This window comes from Kitasatospora sp. NPDC096204 (assembly GCF_044763205.1).
Classification (GTDB): Bacteria; Actinomycetota; Actinomycetes; order Streptomycetales; family Streptomycetaceae; genus Kitasatospora.
This window is the reverse complement of record NZ_JBIWFT010000006.1, coordinates 250,358-265,320: the sequence shown is the minus strand read 5'-3', so window position 1 is coordinate 265,320 and position 14,963 is coordinate 250,358. Positions and strand designations below refer to the sequence as shown.

Below are 14,963 nucleotides of genomic sequence, written 5' to 3'. Positions count from 1 at the left end.
CCAGGTAAGCCATTGGACCCAGGAATAACCTCCGAATTCCTCCCGGCTATGCCGGGGATACAACCAGGCGCTTTCAGGGCGCACTCGAACCAGACCGATTTGCCCGTCTTGCGGTCCTCCGTGCCGAAGCGGTCGGTGAGGGAGCGGACGAGGCGCAGGCCCCGGCCGGAGACCGCGAGGAGGTCGGAACCGTCGCGGCTGACCGGGCGGATGGGGCTCCCGTCGCTGACGGAGACGCGGAGGACGTGGTCGAGCAGCGCGATGACGACGAGCGGCGCCGCACTGCCGCCGTGGCGCCAGGCATTGACGAACAGTTCGAGGAGCGCGGTCTCGGCATCGGCGACCAGGTCGGGCATCCACCCGGCGCGCGCCGTGAGCTCGCGCAACTCTTCGCGCGCGGCCGACCAGTCAGGGGGGAGTCCAAGGGGAGACACGAAGGAACCTCCGTGGGGGTTCAGAAATGGCCATCGATCGATCAAACGCGCGATCGAAGTGATGGCATGACGGAATAGCGCAACCGAACCGCAGCGGTGATCACGCAGAGCGTGCGACCGGCTACACTCAGCATGACGTGAGAGCCGTCACATGTGCAAACGGGCTCAACTAATCTGCAAAATCTCATATCGAGCCCGAATTCGGTGCGACTCCCTGTCAGTTGTCGGTAGCGCCCATGCGATCGGCAAGGGCAGACTGGTCCACCGAGAGGTCAGGAGAGGCATCGCATGGCGGTATCAACCGTTCGCCGTCGTCGGCTGGGCGAGGAGCTGAGGAGGCTCCGCGAGCAAGCGATGATCGCTGCGGACACTGCGGCCGAAGCAACCGGCATGAGCCTTGCCAAGCTGAACCGAATCGAGAACGCCCGTACGGCGGCCAAGATCGAGGACGTCAACAGGCTCCTCGACCACTACGGTTGCGACGACGAGGAGTTCCGCGCCAGCTTGATCGCCATCACGAAGGACGGCAGCAAGCGCGGCTGGTGGCTGAGCTACCGCGATGTGATCAACGCGTCCGCAACGGACCTGATCACGCTCGAAACCGAGGCTTCGACCTTCAAGACCTACCAAGCCGCCTTCATCCCGGGGCTGTTCCAGACTGCCGAATACGCTCGGCTGGTCATCGACCGCCTGCGGACGACGAACGGCGGCACGGTTGACGATCTCGTGCAGGTCCGCATGGCACGGCAGTCCATCCTGACCCGCCCGAACCCCGTCGAGGTCTGGGCGGTCGTCCATGAAACCGCGCTTCGAGCCATCGCGGATCGTCCTGACATCATGGGCCCGCAGCTCGACAAGCTGCTCACGCTGAGCCGGCTGGCGAACGTCAATATCCAGGTGATGCCTGCGGGTGCGGCAATCCACCCGGGCATGAGCGGCGCGTTCGCGCTACTCGGATTCCCTCAGCGGAAGGACCTCGACGTCGTCTTCGTCGAAGGCCTGCTCGCCGGATTCTGGGTCGAGGACCCGACCGACGTCGAGCTGTACCGGGCGAAGTTCCAGGAGATCACGGCTGAAGCCCTTTCTGTCGGCTCCTCGATCGAGTTCATCACCGCACAGAGAGAACGGATCAAGTGACCCACTACTCCAATGCCGCCGCGACTGGCTTCACCTTCCGGACGTCGAGCTACAGTGGCGGCAACGAGGACTGTGTCGAGTACGCGCTCCTCCCCGGGGCCGTCGCAGTCCGAGACAGCAAGGATCCTTCCGGACCCGCCCTGGCCTTCGACCGGGCGGCCCATGCAGCCTTCATCACCGCCGTCGCTGACGGGGAGTTCGACTTCGGGCTCATCTGAGGATTCTCCCAGCGGTGCCTCGCCCGAGCTCGGGCGAGGCACCGCCGTGCTGCTAGATGAGGCCGCGGCGCATCGCGTAGCCCACGGCGTGGGCCCGGTTCCGCAAGCCGAGGCGCGTGATGATCTCGTGCAGCACGTTCTTCACCGTGCGCTCCGAGTACGACGTCCTCGTCGCGATCTCACTCGTATCGAAGCCCTCGGCCACCAGCTTCAGCATCTCGGCCTCCCGCGCCGTCAGCGTCGACAGGGTCAGCCCCCGCCCGTCCAACATGGTCCGCTGGAGCATGCCGATCCGGTCGAGCAGCTCGCCCAGCAGGTCCCCGGGCATCACTCCCTCTCCGTTCGCCAGCGCGGTGATCAGGTGCACCAGCCGGTCCTGGTCGGCCTCCGACCGGCGCAGCACGGCCGCGACCCCGTTCTCGACGATCGTCTGCAGCCCGCCGGCCTCGAACTGCCCCACCACCAGGCCTATCCGGCCCGACGTCGCGAGCCGCAGCCTGCGCAGGTGCTCGGTGACGGTCTCGCTCAGCGCGTCGACCACCAGCAGGGAGACCTCGGCCCGTCCGGCCTCGCCCTCGCTCAGCAGCTCCACCTCGGGCCGCTGGCGCAGCTGTTGGACCACGCCGGTCTGCAGGATGAGGTCTTCCGCGAACACCGCCACCCGCACTCCCCTCCTGCCGCGCGACTGCTCGGGGATGCGCGGGGCGGCGGCAATCCCGGAGCGCGACGCGACTCCGGTCCGGCACGCGGTGACGGCTTCCTCACGGGTTGTATCGGTCGACGTCATCGACTACTCCATTTCTCTGTTCCTGCGAGGGTGACGGCCGGCCGCCGCGAGGCAGGTCCGGCCGGGGGTATCTGGGGGCGGCGGCGGGCCTCGCGGCGCCGGGCCGTTCCCGCGGCGGCACCGGGCGGGGTCTCCGGTCGGTCCTCACGGGCAAGGGGTGTGGCCCACAGCTTGCCCGTACGGCCCTCGTCTTCGGCGGCGAACCGCCCTACCGTCACGCTATGACCACATCCGCCGAACTCGGCCTGCCAGCAATCACGGTGGCCCCCGGTGGCGTGGCCACCACAACCCTGACGGTACGCAACGATCTCGACATCGTTGAGGCCTACACCTTCGAGGCGGTCGGGGACTGCGCCGGGTGGACGACGGTCGAGCCGGCCCGGATCTCGCTCTTCCCCGGGACCTCCGAGACGGTGACGGTCCGACTGGCTCCGCCGCGTTCCTCGTCGACCCGGGCCGGCGAGTTCCCGCTCGGCATCCGCGTGCTGCCGGTGGAGCGCCCCGATCTGGTGGCGGTGCCGGAGGCCACCGTCACCGTGACGCCGTTCCACGAACTGCGGGCCGCGCTCGCCCCGCGCCGTCGCCGTGGCTGGCTGCGCGGGCGCTACCGGGCCTCGGTGCGCAATCTCGGGAACGCGCCCACCGCCGTGACGTTCGCTCCCGGTCAGGCCGGCGAGGACCTGCGGTTCGCCGTCGCGCCGGAGAAGCTGCGGCTGGAGCCCGGCGAGTCCGGGGAGGTGCGGGTGCAGGCCCGTACCCGCAAGCTGATCTGGTTCGGCAAGCAGGCGACCTGGCCGTTCGAGGTCACGGTGGGCCCGGAGGAGCGGGCGGAGGGCAAGGACGACAAGGACGCCAAGGGCGGCGGCAAGCCCGAGGCCGAGGCGGCGGTCGTTCAGAAGCCCGTTCTGGAGGGCGAGTTCGTCCAGCTGCCGATCTTCCCCCGGTGGCTGCTGGCGCTCCTGGCGTTGCTGATCGCGCTGCTGCTGGCCTGGTTCGCGCTGGTCCGCCCGGCGGTGCGCAGCTCCGCCAAGCAGGCCGCCGAGCAGGCCGTCGCCCAGCAGAGCGCCACCCCGGCCGCGCCCTCCGGCGTCCCGGCCGGGGACAACCCCTCGGCGCCGTCGGCCGGGAACACGCCCGGCGGCCAGACCAAGCCTGGCGCCGGGAAGCCGAGCACCGGACCCGGCAGCCAGGGCGGCCCCGGCCCGGGCGGCCTGGCGGTGCCGGGCACCGGGCAGCAGAGTTCCGCCACCATCGACGTGCAGACCGAGAACGGTGCGGCCACGACCGGCAGTTACCAGGTGCCGCACGGCAAGGTGTTCGACATCACGGACCTCGTGGTCGCCAACTTCCAGGGCGACCAGGGTGTGGTGACCATCACCGCCGGCAACAAGACGATCACCACCATCGCCTTGGAGACCTTCCGCAACCAGGACTACCACTGGGTGACTCCCATCCAGGTCCCCGAGGACCAGGCCGTGACGGCGAACGTGACCTGTGAGGCGCCGGGCACCCCGGCCTCCGGCAAGCAGGCGCCCACGTGCCACGAACTCCTCAACATCAGCGGGACGTTGAGCGACATCCGGCCGGGGAACTGAACCGACGCGCAGGATGATGCCCTTCCCTCCCCGGGCGACCGGGCGGGAAGGGCGCACCGGTTGCCCCGTTGATACCGACGGGCCCGTTCCGGCCCGTTCGCCCCCGACGTCCCTGACGTCCTTCTTCTCCTGGTTCGCCTCTCACGTCTCGTGACCATGTCAATACACGATGGACACTGTTGCAGAGTGCACCCGTACGAACAAAACCGACCCGCCCGCGTCATGCCACGGTCTGTCCTCCAAGGGCAATCCGCCTGGCCCACGGGGGCAACCCGGCCGGCCCCCGTGAACCATCGGGCCTGCTCGCACCGTTGACGGCCCGTCCGGAAGCGCGCGAAAAGCCGAACGCCGTCCCCGCCCTTTCACGGGCGGGGACGGCGTTCGGCTGTTTCCTTGGACCGCGTCCGGTCTGCGGGCGACCGATCAGAACCAGTGCAGGCAGTGCGGCTCGCGCTCGGCGCGGAACAGGGCGTCGGCGCGGGCGGCCGCGTCGGGGTGGTGGGCGTGGACGTGCCCGGCCCGGACGAGCCTGCTCGGGGCGGTGCCACCGAGGTAGACCGCGCCCAGGTCGCGGACGTCCAGGGACAGATCGGGCTCCCGGTCCGTCGGGACGCACTCGGCCTTCCCGTCGCGGACGGTCAGCAGGTACCGGTGGTGCTCGCCGAGGAACGGGTCGTCCACGTCCAGGACGAGCTCGCCGTCCGTGAACCAGCCGCGCGAGGTCAGGGCCCGCGGCACGTCCAGAATCCGCGTCCAGAGCCAGTCGGTGTGGTTCTCGAACCGGCCGGCGTTGAAGTCGGCGAGCTGCCAGCGCAGCGGGTGGTCGGGCGGGCAGTGCCGGAACACGACCTCGCCGACCAGGTCGTGGCCGAGCAGGTACCGGGCGAGGTCGGTGTAGCCGGCGTCGTCCAGGGCGATGGTCTCGTCCACCGTCAGGGTGTCGCCGTCCTTCCAGTAGCTGGCGTACCCGTCCGGGGTGCCCTCGGCGTCCCGGTGGACGGCGATGTAGCGCGGCGTCGTCGCGATCGGGACCTGACCGGCGCCCAGCTCCCACCAGCGGCGCGGGCGGGACAGCGCGCCGGGCCGGGCGCGGCGGTAGCGGTCGTAGACCTCCTCGATGATCGCCCCGCACTCGGCCCGCCGCAGCAGTTCGACCGAGCCGCCCGCCGGGGCCGCGGCCGTCCGCCGCGCCCGGGGCGGGTCGAAGGCAGCCTGGTGGCGCTGCACCGTCAACCGCTCGGTGTACGTCGCCGGGCCGTAGCCGAAGCGGCCGTAGATCCCGGCCTCGGCGGCCAGCAGCACCGACAGGAACTCGCCCCGGGCCCGGAAGTCGGCGAGCTGACGCCGCATCATCGCGGTGAGCAGGCCCTGGCGACGGTGGCTGGGCAGGACGCCGACCGACGTCACCCCGGCGACCGGGACGACGGCCTGCCCGGGCAGGGTGAGCTCGAAGGTGAGCGCACCGGCGGTGCCGACGGGCCGGCCGTCCGCCGTCACGGCGAGCAGGTTGCGGTCCATCTCGGTCGCCGCCCACCAGACCCCGCCGCCGTCCGCGTTCGGTTCGTCCGGGAAGCGGCCCAGCGCGGCGTGGAAGGTGTCGACGAAGGCACCGAGGTCCTGGTCGGTCGTGGAACGGATCTCCATGTGGTGCTGCTGCCTCCCCGATTCGCCGGCGCCACCCCGTGCGGCGCCCCCCGAAGTCCAGCGTCACGGTGCGCACCGGTCAACCGAATTACCCGCGGGGATCGGCCCGGGCGAGCTACGCGGCGAGCAAGGCGGGGCTCCACGGGCTGTGCTGCACGACTGTGGACAGCCCGTCCTCACCGGTGACGTGTGGGATATCAACGGGTCGGGAAGAATCCAGCACAAGGATTCCGGCAAATGCCTCGAAAACCCTGCCTTCAGCACGGTGAACGGAACCCAGCGACGACAGCGGCAGCAACGACAGCGACGGCAACGCGATCCTGCTGTACAACGGCAACGCGATCGCCGGCGGCGTCGCCATCGCTTCCGGGCGGCGCGGCCTCCGGGAGGGGGTTACGGTCGGAGGGCCGACGGTGCATCGACGCCGTCCGCCCGGTTCACGACCGGGCATCCGGGGCAGCCGCCCGGTATCCCATCCGCTGAGGCCCCGGACCCGGAGAGGGGAAACCAGCCATGACCACACGCGACGAGCACGGAGCGCAGCCGGACGAGCCGACACAGGAGCGGTCCGCCGAGGAACGCGCGATCACGTCCCCGACCCCGGCCGACGTCCGGGCGAAGGCCGAGGGCAGGGTCGGAGCCCGGGAGCGCTCCGCCGAGGAGCGTTCCATCAGTGTGCCCACCCCGGCCGACGTCCGGCGGAAGGCGAAGCCGGACAAGAACGAGGGGCCGGAGCCGCCCGCGGCGGACACGGTGGCCCCGTAGGCGGGCCGTAGCGGGGCCGTGGCACGGTATGGGCTCCGTACGGTCACGCGCGGACAGCGGGAATGCACCGGGGACGGGCGGGTAACCGAGCGCTGCCACCACCGACCGTCCACCGGCCGCCCGGGCCGGAGGGGCGGCCGGTGCCATCGCCAGAACGGGAGCCCGTCCCATGACCGTCGCCACCTCCTGGTCCATCGCCGTCACCCTGCCCGAAGGCCCATGCCCCGACCTGGCCGTCGAGGCGCAGCTGCGGTTCGACAGCGCGTCGCCGTACGCGGTGTGCCTGGCGTTCCCGCCGCTCGGCGACGACGACCGGGCCGAGTGGACCTTCGCCCGGGAGTTGCTGGACGGGGGCCGGTACGGCCCCGTCGGCCGCGGGGACGTGATCGTGGCACCCGGGCCGGCGGGCCGGCTGCTGATCACCCTGCGGTCCCTGGGCGCGCGGGCGGTGGTCAGCATCTCCGCGGGCGTGGTGACGGCGTTCCTCCTCGACTCCTTCCGCCTGGTGCCGGCCGGCGCCGAGGCCGACCACCTGGACATCGACGCCGCCCTCGCCCGACTGTTCTCCTGAGCCCCGGCCCGCCCGATCGGGGCCGGGGGCGGGGCGGGGCGGGCGTCAGGCGGCGCCCGCCGTCACCAGCGCGCGTGCACCCGGGGCCGGATCCGCCGGTCGTACAGCTCGCGCACCGCGGCCAGGGTGGCCGGCGGCAGCGGCGGCAGCCCGGCGGCGGCCGCGTTGGCCCGGGCCTGGGTGACGTTGCGGGCGCCGGGAATCACCGTCGTCACCCCGGGCTGCTGGGTGACCCACCGCAGCGCCGTCTGCGCCGCGCTCGCCCCCTCGGGTGCGAGCGCGGCGAACTCCGCCGCCGCCTCGACGCCCGTCGCGAAGTCCACCCCGGAGAAGGTCTCCCCCTGGTCGAAGGACTCGCCGTGCCGGTTGTAGGTGCGGTGGTCGTCCGGGCCGAAGACGGTGTGCGCGTCGTAGCGGCCCGACAGCAGGCCCGAGGCCAGCGGCACCCGGGCGAGGATCCCCACCCCGGCGGCCTCGGCGGCGGGCAGCACCTGCTCCAGCGGCTTGAGCCGGAACGCGTTCAGGATGATCTGGACGCTCGCGACGTTCGGGCGGGCGATCGCGGTCAGCGCCTCGGCGCAGGTCTCCACGCTCACCCCGTAGGCGGCGATCCGGCCCTCCGCCACCAGGGTGTCCAGGGCGTCGAACACCTCGTCCGAGGAGAACACCGGCGTCGGCGGGCAGTGCAACTGCACCAGGTCGAGCCGCTCCACGCCCAGGTTGTCCCGTGAACGGTCGGCCCAAGCGCGGAAGTTGGCGAGGTTGTAGTGCTCGGGCCGCTGCTCGACCCGGCGGCCGAACTTGGTGGCGACGAGCACCCCGGCGTCCGGGCGGTCCTTCAGGAAACGACCGATCAGCCGCTCGCTGCGGCCGTCGCCGTAGACGTCGGCGGTGTCGAAGAGGGTGACGCCGGCTTCCACCGAGGCCTCCAGGACGGCCAGGGCGTCCTCCTCCCGGACGTCCCCCCAGTCCGCGCCGAGCTGCCAGGTGCCGAGGCCGACGATCGAGACGGGGCGGCCGGTACGGCCGAGTACGCGCTGTTCCATGGGGCGAGCCTCTCACGCGGCGCCACGCCGCACCACGCCGCCTCCGGCACCCCTCCGGGGCCCGCCGGGCACGATCCGCTGGGCCGTTCGGTCCAATCCTCGCGGCGGGCGGCCGCGCGCATCCGGTAGGACTGTCCGCACCCCGACGGCACCCCCCTGCGAGGCCCCACCCGTGACCGTATCGATCGCCCTGTTCACCCAGGACCTCCGGCTGCACGACAACCCCGTGCTGCACGCCGCCCGGTCCGCGGCCGACCGGGTCGTCCCGCTGTTCGTCCTGGACCCGGCCGTCGAGGCCGCCGGGTTCGCCGCGCCCAACCGGCAGGCGTTCCTGGCCGACTGCCTCGCCGACCTGGACGCCTCGCTGCGCCGGATCGGCTCCCGGCTGGTCGTGCGGCGCGGCGAGCCCGCCGAACAGACCGCCCGGGTCGCCGCCGAGGCCGAGTCCGCTGCCGGGGCCGGCGCCGCCACCGTGCACGTCGCCGCGGGCGTCAGCGCCTTCGCCCAGCGGCGGGAGGCCCGGCTGCGCACGGTGTTCGGCGACCGCCTGCACGTCCACGACGCCTCGGTGACGGTCGTCCCGGCGGGCCGGATCACCCCGGCCGGCCGGGACCACTACGCCGTCTTCACCCCGTACCACCGGGCCTGGCAGAACGCGCCGCGCCGGACGGTGCTGGGCGCGCCCCGGGCGATCGACACCCCGGACGGCATCGGCAGCGAGAACCTGCTGATCACCGGTCCGCTCTCGCCCGCCCTGCCGCCCGGGGGCGAGAGCGCGGCCAGGCAGCGGTGGCGGCGCTGGGACGTCGACGCGTACGCGCGGGTGCACGACGACCTCGCCGCCGACGCCACCTCCCGGCTCTCCCCGTACCTGCACTTCGGCTGCCTGTCCCCCACCGAACTCGTCGAGCGCGCCCTGCGGCAGGACGGCGAGGGGGCGCGGGCCTTCGTCCGGCAGCTCGCCTGGCGCGACTTCCACCACCAGGTGCTCGCCGCCCGCCCGGACGCCGCGCACCGCGACTACCGGACCAGGAACGACCGTTGGCACCGGGACGAACGCGAGGCCGAGGCCTGGCGGCAGGGCCGCACCGGCTACCCGATCGTCGACGCCGGGATGCGCCAGCTCGCCGCGGAGGGCTGGATGCACAACCGGGCCCGCCTGCTGACGGCCGGCTTCCTCGCCAAGTGCCTCTACCTGGACTGGCGGACCGGCGCCGCCCACTTCCTGTCGCTGCTGGTCGACGGGGACGTGGCCGACAACCAGCTGAACTGGCAGTGGGTCGCGGGCACCGGCACCGACACCCGCCCCAACCGGGTGCTCAACCCGCTGCGCCAGGCCGACCGGTACGACCCGGACGGGGCGTACGTGCGCCGCTGGGTGCCCGAACTCGCCCACCTGCCCGGGCCCGCCGTCCACCGCCCCTGGCTGCTCGACCCGACCCCCGACTACCCGCCGCCGCTCATCGCGCCGGACGCCCTCACGGAGCGGTTCCGCCGGGCCCGGGGCCTGGACTGAGCCGGCCGGGCGCCACCCGGCGGCCGGGCGCGTGGCCGAGGCGGGCGCCCCGTGGCGTGCCGCTCACGCCGGGTCGGTGAACACCGCCGGCGCGGGGTGGCTCAGGTTCCGTCGGTGGCGCGGTGGCCGCAGCGGAAGAGCGGGTCCCGGGTGTCGAACGGGACGTCCTCGCGGGCGGCCTCGACGGCGGCGTCGGAGGCGGGCAGGTCGAACGGGAGGGCCGCGGTCATCGGGGCGCGGCCGAGCGCGGCGTCCAGCACGACCTCGTCCGCGGCGCCGAACTCCCCGATCAGCAGGGCCGCGTGCGGGGCGAGCGGGGTGAGCACGGCGGGCCGCTCCAGCTGGGCGGCGAAGGCCGTGGGGACGGCGGCGGCCAGCGCGGTGAGCCGCTCGACCTCGGCCGGCTCGAACTCCAGCGAGCCGCTGTGGAAGTGCTGCTCCAGCATGCCCTCGCGCCGCTCGTACGGGGTGGCGAGGCGGACGACGGCCAGATCGGCCTGTTCCGGGTGCTCGACGACGGTGCCGTACCGGCCGGCGACGGCCGGGTCGACGCCCTCGACGTACAGCCGTTCGGCGGTGCGCGGCGTGCCGGCCAGGTGGACCACGGAGCGGCGCTGGACCTCGCGGCCGAGTGCCCGGCCCGCCGGGGCGCCGACCAGTTCGGCGGCGGCGTCCGGGTCCACGTACGGGTCGTCGAAGAGGCCGAGGCGGAACTTGTCGCGCAGGATGCGGCGGACCGACTCGTCGAGCCGGGCCTCGGTGACGGCGCCGGAGCGGACGGCGGCCAGGATCAGCTCCGGGTCCGTCTCGCCGCCGAGCTGGTCGGCGCCCGCGTCCAGGGTGAGCACGACCTGCTCGGCGACGGTGAGCTCCTCGACACCCCAGTGCCGCGGGGGCAGGGTGACCACGCCGGGGACGTCCATGCCGGTGATGGCGTTGAAGTCGGTGCAGACCACGCCGTCGAAGCCGTAACGCCCGCGCAGCAGCCCGGTGATGACGTCCCGGTTGAAGTTGGCGCCGACCTCGGTGAGGCCGCTGCCGGAGGGGATCGCGTAGGCGGGCATGATCTGCGCGGTGCCGGCCGCGAAGGCCGCCTCGAAGGGGCGCAGGTGGGTCTCGAACTCGCCGCCGGGGTAGACGAGTCGGCGCCCGGCCGCGAAGTGCGAGTCCTCGCCGCCGGCCTGCGGGCCGCCGCCGGGGAAGTGCTTGGTCATGCAGGCGACGCTGTCCGGGCCGATCCGCTCGCCCTGGAGGCCCTCGACGTACGCGGTGATCATGCGCGAGGCGCGCTCCGGGTCCTCTCCGAAGGTGCCGCTGATCCGGGCCCAGCGGGGCTCGGTGGCGAGGTCGGCCATCGGGTGGATGGCGACCCGGATGCCGACGGCGCACAGCTCGCGGCGGATCAGGTCGGCGTAGCGGCGCACCAGTCCGGTGTCGTCGGTGGCGGCGAGGCCGATCGGCTCGGGGCCGGTGCTGAAGCCGCCGCCGGTGTGGGCGGTGGCCGGGTTGGCGGTGAAGCCGTGCCGGGGGTCGGAGGAGAGGGTGACCGGGATGCCCAGCCGGGCGGCCGCGGCGAGGTCCTGGACGTGGTTGTTCCACTCGGCCATCGCCCGCGGGTCGGGGACGGCCATCATGGCGAAGTGGGTGAGGCCGTGCTCGGCGATCAGGTGGGCGCCGGAGGGGAACGGCGGGTGCTCACCGGGGAGCATCCGGCCGTGCAGCATCAGGGCGGCCTTCTCCGCCACGGTCATCCGGGCGAGGAGGTCCTCGACCCGCTCCCCGACGGGCAGCCGCGGGTCCTCGTAGGGCTCCATGGTGCCGTTGTGGTTGAGGTCGCGGAACGGGGTGCCGTCGGTGTGGCGCAGCAGCGTCAGCATGCCGTCGCCCCGGCGGTGTCCGAGGCAGCTATCGGGGCGGCGGCCTTGGCGCGGAACGCCTCCACGGTCTCGGTGGTGACCCCGCAGGCGGCCAGCAGGCCGGCGGCGCCGCCGTGCCGGGTGCGGACCAGGTCGAGGAAGCTGCTCATCGCCCCGGCGGGGGCCTCCAGCAGCGGGGCGGGGACGGTCAGCCGGCCGGCCTCGACCTCGTTGAGGGCGGCGCGGTTGCGGTCGGCGAGGCCGGCCCAGATCTGCCGGAGCGCCTCGTTGGTGCGGGCGTAGTCGGCGACGATCTCCCCGGCGGGCACCCCGAGCAGCTCCAGCAGCAGCGCGGTGAGCAGTCCGGTGCGGTCCTTGCCGGCGGCGCAGTGCACCAGCGCGCCGCCCGGGCGGGCGACGGCCTCGACGGCGGTGGCGAGGGAGCGCGGCGCGGACTCGGCCATCAGCAGGTAGAAGGCGCCGAGGTCCTCGGCGGTGGTCATGGCCCGCATGGCCCGTTCCAGCTCGTCGTTGGTGGGGTCGATCCGGGCGGCGACGACGGCTGTGCCGGCGGCCTCGGCGGCGGCCCAGTCCTCGGGGCGGCTCTCGGCCTCGCCCCGGAGGTCGACGATGGTGGTGATGCCGTGCGCGCGCAGCTGGGCGACGGTGTCCGCGTCGGCGGCGGGGAAGGGCTGGGCGGAGCGGAACAGGGCTCCGGGGCGGATCCACCGGCTCGTGGGGTCGGTGAGCGCGGCGGGGTCGCGGAAGTTGACCAGGGACATGCGGGGCCTTTCGGGAGGTGCGAAGGGTGGTGCGAGGCGGAGAAGGGTGTGCGGTGCCGTCCGGGCGGCCTGCGGCGTCGCCCGGTGAACGGTGGTCGGAGGTCGGGGGCCTGGAGTGTGGGGTCCGGGGCCCGGGGCCGGGTCAGCCCGCGGCGGCGAGCACGTCCCGGTAGGCCCTGACCCAGTCGGCCAGCGTGCCGCTCTCCTGGCCGACCAGGATGTGCCGCCGCACCATGCCGCCGAACATCGCGCCGAGCGCGGTCGGGCGCAGGTCGCTGTCCGGGTCGACGCCGAGCCGCTCGGCGGCGATGGTGACGGTGCGTTCGATGAACGCGTCGATGACCACCAGGGCGTAGTTGTGGACGGAGTGCACGTCGAGCAGGCCCCCGCGCAGCCGGCGGCGCCGGGCGGTGTGCTCCACGGGCTCCTCCAGCCGCCCGCCGGTGGTGGTCACCGCGTGGTCGAGCGCGGCCCAGAGCGGGAGTTCGGCGGGGGCGGCGGCGAAGGCGTCGAGCAGGGCCTGGCCGAAGTCCCAGCCGAACAGCAGGGCCTCCTTGGCCGGGTAGTAGCGGAAGAACGTGCGGTGGGCGACGTCGGCGCGGCGGCAGATCTGGTCCACGGTGGTGCGCTCGTAGCCCTGTTCCTCGAAGAGGTCGAGTGCCGCGGTGCGGATGCTGTCGCGGGTGCGCGCCTTCTTGCGGTCGCGCATGCCCGGCTCCGCCACGGTGTCCGTCCCCTGCATCGTTCTTCCGTCCCCGTTCGGTGAGTTGGGTGTGGGTGGGGCCGCCGAGGAGGGCGGCTGTCAGTACCGAATCACGTCCGACCGGGTGCGCTCAAGGCGGGCTCCGACTCTTCCGGGTTTCGTCATCCCGAGTTTGCACAACTGCCTTTTGGCAGTACTGCCACTTCCGGAATGGTAACGGTCGTCGGCGGCCGCACTTCCCCGGGCCGCCCCGCACCCCGCCCCGCCCACACCCCCGAACCGAGGAACCATGAAGCGGCACACCCACCTCCTGGCAGCCGCGGCCTGCGCGGCCGCGCTCACCCTCACCGCCTGCTCCGCCTCCGACGACGCGCTGTCCGGCGGCGGTGCCGGCGCCGGGAGCACCGGCTCGGCGGGCGACGGGCCGGCCGTGGACGGCGGCACGCTCAAGATCGGCCTGGACCGGCCGTTCGCCAAGCTGGACCCCGCCGACGGCACCCTGACCTCGATGCCGATGATGGTCCTCGCCAACGCCCTCTACGACCCGCTGATGGTCAACGGCGACAACGGCACCGTCCAGCCCTACCTCGCCAAGTCCTTCACCCCCGACGCGAACGCCACGGTCTGGACCCTCGAACTGCGCGAGGGCGTGGAGTTCGCCGACGGCAAGCCGCTGGACGCCCAGGCCGTCGCCGACCACGTCGCCCGGCTCGCCAAGCCGGAGAGCAAGTGCTCCTGCGCCCTCGACGCGGCCACCATCGCCGCCACCGCCGTCACCGGCCCGACCACCGTCGCCTTCACCCTCAAGGCGCCCGACGCGAGCTTCCCCAACCTGTTCACCCGCGCCCTCGGCTACGTCTCCGAGGCCCCGGCCGGCGACTCCCCCGCCGTCGGCTCCGGCCCGTACACCGTGGAGAGCGTGCAGCCCGGAGTCTCCGTCGCCCTCACCCGCAACCCCGCGTACTGGGGAGCGAAGGGCCACGCCGACAAGCTCGTCTACCGGGTGCTGCCCGACACCGACACCCGCTACCAGTCGCTGCGCTCCGGCGACACCGACCTGATCTGGACCGAGACGCCCAGCCAGCTCAAGCAGGCCGCCGCCGACGGGCTGCGCACCGCCACCGGTCCTGGCTCCACCAGCACCGTCGTCTTCAACACCAGGTCCGCGCCGTTCGACGACGCCCGGGTCCGCCGGGCCGTGCGGTACGCGATCGACCGCGAGGCCCTGGAGAAGGTCGTCTTCCTCGGCCAGGGCGCCGTCTCCGACGGCCCGATCGGCTCCCGCTCCCCGTACCGCACGGCCGCCGCGTACCCGGCCCACGACCCGGCGAAGGCCCGCGCCCTGCTCGCCGAGGCCGGCCACCCCGGCCTCGCCTTCGACTACCTCGTCGACAGCCGGCCCGAGGCCCAGCAGCGCGCCACCGTGCTCCAGCAGATGCTCGGCGAGGCCGGGATCAGGATGACCATCAAGCCGCTCGACCAGGCGGGCCTGGGCACCGCGATGCTCCAGCGCACGTTCCAGGTGATGGACTTCGTCACCAGCATGTTCGGCGACACCGACACCGCGCTCAGCAGCCTCTACCTGGCGAACTCGCCTTACGACTTCGCGAGTTGGTCCGACCCCGAGGCCGAGCGGGCGATCACCGAGGGACGCGCCTCGACCGACCCGGCCAAGCGCTCCGCCGCCTACAACCGGGCCGCCGAACGGGTCGTCGGCGAGGCGCCGATGGCCTTCCTCACCGAGAACACCGTCGGCTTCCTCGGCGCCGCCAAGGTCGGCGGGCTGCCCGACCTGTCCAGGCGGACCGTCCTGAACGTCTCCCCCGCCACCCTGTGGGTGCGGCGCTGACCCCGGCCGGGCGTTCGGGAGAGGCCGGGCACGGCGGCTCCCGACGGCCGGGGCCCGGCT

15 protein-coding genes are annotated in these 14,963 nt (G+C 73.2%); 7 read left to right on the top strand and 8 right to left on the bottom strand.

The window, feature by feature from the left end:
• The coding region (locus tag ACIQ87_RS09230; RefSeq protein WP_402403850.1) for an ATP-binding protein at positions 1-434 on the bottom strand (434 nt) is incomplete at its 3' end.
• 288 nt (positions 435-722) lie between these two features.
• Here ACIQ87_RS09230 and ACIQ87_RS09225 point away from each other — a divergent pair.
• Both ACIQ87_RS09225 and ACIQ87_RS09220 read left to right on the top strand, forming a co-directional pair.
• A complete protein-coding gene (locus tag ACIQ87_RS09225) occupies positions 723-1,571 on the top strand; it encodes a helix-turn-helix transcriptional regulator (RefSeq protein ID WP_402403847.1) in 849 nt (282 codons plus the stop codon).
• Complete coding sequence (locus ACIQ87_RS09220) at positions 1,568-1,789, top strand: DUF397 domain-containing protein (protein ID WP_402403845.1); 222 nt, start codon at positions 1,568-1,570, stop codon at positions 1,787-1,789. The genes ACIQ87_RS09225 and ACIQ87_RS09220 overlap by 4 nt, the downstream gene beginning before the upstream one ends.
• A gap of 52 nt (positions 1,790-1,841) precedes the next feature.
• Here ACIQ87_RS09220 and ACIQ87_RS09215 read toward each other — a convergent pair whose 3' ends face one another.
• Positions 1,842-2,576: a LuxR C-terminal-related transcriptional regulator gene (locus tag ACIQ87_RS09215; protein ID WP_402403842.1), complete on the bottom strand. Its 735-nt coding sequence runs from the start codon at positions 2,574-2,576 to the stop codon at positions 1,842-1,844.
• A gap of 221 nt (positions 2,577-2,797) precedes the next feature.
• Here ACIQ87_RS09215 and ACIQ87_RS09210 point away from each other — a divergent pair, with 221 nt between their 5' ends.
• The gene (locus ACIQ87_RS09210; protein ID WP_402403839.1) at positions 2,798-4,171 is read left to right on the top strand and encodes a hydrolytic protein; all 1,374 of its coding nucleotides are present in this window, start codon (positions 2,798-2,800) and stop codon (positions 4,169-4,171) included.
• A gap of 423 nt (positions 4,172-4,594) precedes the next feature.
• Here ACIQ87_RS09210 and ACIQ87_RS09205 read toward each other — a convergent pair whose 3' ends face one another.
• Positions 4,595-5,815: a GNAT family N-acetyltransferase gene (locus ACIQ87_RS09205; RefSeq protein ID WP_402403836.1), complete on the bottom strand. Its 1,221-nt coding sequence runs from the start codon at positions 5,813-5,815 to the stop codon at positions 4,595-4,597.
• Positions 5,816-5,930: 115 nt separating this feature from the next.
• Positions 5,931-6,176, bottom strand: a complete 246-nt coding sequence (locus ACIQ87_RS09200) for a hypothetical protein (protein WP_402403833.1) — start codon at positions 6,174-6,176, stop codon at positions 5,931-5,933.
• 152 nt (positions 6,177-6,328) lie between these two features.
• Between ACIQ87_RS09200 and ACIQ87_RS09195 the strand changes: the two genes are divergently transcribed.
• On the top strand, positions 6,329-6,580 hold the full coding sequence (locus ACIQ87_RS09195) for a hypothetical protein (protein ID WP_402403830.1): 252 nt from the start codon (positions 6,329-6,331) through the stop codon (positions 6,578-6,580).
• Positions 6,581-6,749: 169 nt separating this feature from the next.
• Entirely contained in the window at positions 6,750-7,151 is a 402-nt protein-coding gene (locus tag ACIQ87_RS09190; protein ID WP_402403827.1) for an SsgA family sporulation/cell division regulator, read from the top strand.
• A 62-nt stretch (positions 7,152-7,213) separates the two neighbouring features.
• On the opposite strand, the gene ACIQ87_RS09185 is transcribed toward ACIQ87_RS09190, so the two are convergent.
• On the bottom strand, positions 7,214-8,197 hold the full coding sequence (locus ACIQ87_RS09185) for an aldo/keto reductase (RefSeq protein WP_402403824.1): 984 nt from the start codon (positions 8,195-8,197) through the stop codon (positions 7,214-7,216).
• A gap of 172 nt (positions 8,198-8,369) precedes the next feature.
• On the opposite strand from ACIQ87_RS09185, the gene ACIQ87_RS09180 reads away from it, so the two are divergent.
• Entirely contained in the window at positions 8,370-9,713 is a 1,344-nt protein-coding gene (locus ACIQ87_RS09180) for a cryptochrome/photolyase family protein (protein ID WP_402403822.1), read from the top strand.
• Positions 9,714-9,814: 101 nt separating this feature from the next.
• Here the strand turns inward: ACIQ87_RS09180 and ACIQ87_RS09175 are convergent, their stop codons facing one another.
• The 3 genes from ACIQ87_RS09175 to ACIQ87_RS09165 form a co-directional block, all read right to left on the bottom strand.
• Positions 9,815-11,590, bottom strand: coding sequence for a glycoside hydrolase family 3 protein (locus ACIQ87_RS09175; RefSeq protein ID WP_402403819.1), 1,776 nt, complete (start codon positions 11,588-11,590; stop codon positions 9,815-9,817).
• Entirely contained in the window at positions 11,584-12,351 is a 768-nt protein-coding gene (locus tag ACIQ87_RS09170; RefSeq protein ID WP_402403816.1) for a tyrosine-protein phosphatase, read from the bottom strand. The genes ACIQ87_RS09175 and ACIQ87_RS09170 overlap by 7 nt, the downstream gene beginning before the upstream one ends.
• A 142-nt stretch (positions 12,352-12,493) precedes the next feature.
• Complete coding sequence (locus tag ACIQ87_RS09165; protein ID WP_402403814.1) at positions 12,494-13,093, bottom strand: TetR family transcriptional regulator; 600 nt, start codon at positions 13,091-13,093, stop codon at positions 12,494-12,496.
• 250 nt (positions 13,094-13,343) lie between these two features.
• Here ACIQ87_RS09165 and ACIQ87_RS09160 point away from each other — a divergent pair, with 250 nt between their 5' ends.
• Positions 13,344-14,903 (top strand): ABC transporter substrate-binding protein, encoded by a 1,560-nt coding sequence (locus ACIQ87_RS09160; RefSeq protein ID WP_402403811.1) that lies wholly within the window; start codon positions 13,344-13,346, stop codon positions 14,901-14,903.
• Positions 14,904-14,963: the final 60 nt, after the last annotated feature.

Coding starts and splice junctions, on each gene's coding strand:
- ACIQ87_RS09165 (WP_402403814.1), bottom strand. CDS start 13,093: ATGCAGGGGACGGACACCGTGGCGGAGCCGGGCATGCGCGACCGCAAG.
- ACIQ87_RS09195 (WP_402403830.1), top strand. CDS start 6,329: ATGACCACACGCGACGAGCACGGAGCGCAGCCGGACGAGCCGACACAG.
- ACIQ87_RS09215 (WP_402403842.1), bottom strand. CDS start 2,576: ATGACGTCGACCGATACAACCCGTGAGGAAGCCGTCACCGCGTGCCGG.
- ACIQ87_RS09205 (WP_402403836.1), bottom strand. CDS start 5,815: ATGGAGATCCGTTCCACGACCGACCAGGACCTCGGTGCCTTCGTCGAC.
- ACIQ87_RS09185 (WP_402403824.1), bottom strand. CDS start 8,197: ATGGAACAGCGCGTACTCGGCCGTACCGGCCGCCCCGTCTCGATCGTC.
- ACIQ87_RS09170 (WP_402403816.1), bottom strand. CDS start 12,351: ATGTCCCTGGTCAACTTCCGCGACCCCGCCGCGCTCACCGACCCCACG.
- ACIQ87_RS09160 (WP_402403811.1), top strand. CDS start 13,344: ATGAAGCGGCACACCCACCTCCTGGCAGCCGCGGCCTGCGCGGCCGCG.
- ACIQ87_RS09210 (WP_402403839.1), top strand. CDS start 2,798: ATGACCACATCCGCCGAACTCGGCCTGCCAGCAATCACGGTGGCCCCC.
- ACIQ87_RS09175 (WP_402403819.1), bottom strand. CDS start 11,590: ATGCTGACGCTGCTGCGCCACACCGACGGCACCCCGTTCCGCGACCTC.
- ACIQ87_RS09225 (WP_402403847.1), top strand. CDS start 723: ATGGCGGTATCAACCGTTCGCCGTCGTCGGCTGGGCGAGGAGCTGAGG.
- ACIQ87_RS09200 (WP_402403833.1), bottom strand. CDS start 6,176: ATGGCGACGCCGCCGGCGATCGCGTTGCCGTTGTACAGCAGGATCGCG.
- ACIQ87_RS09190 (WP_402403827.1), top strand. CDS start 6,750: ATGACCGTCGCCACCTCCTGGTCCATCGCCGTCACCCTGCCCGAAGGC.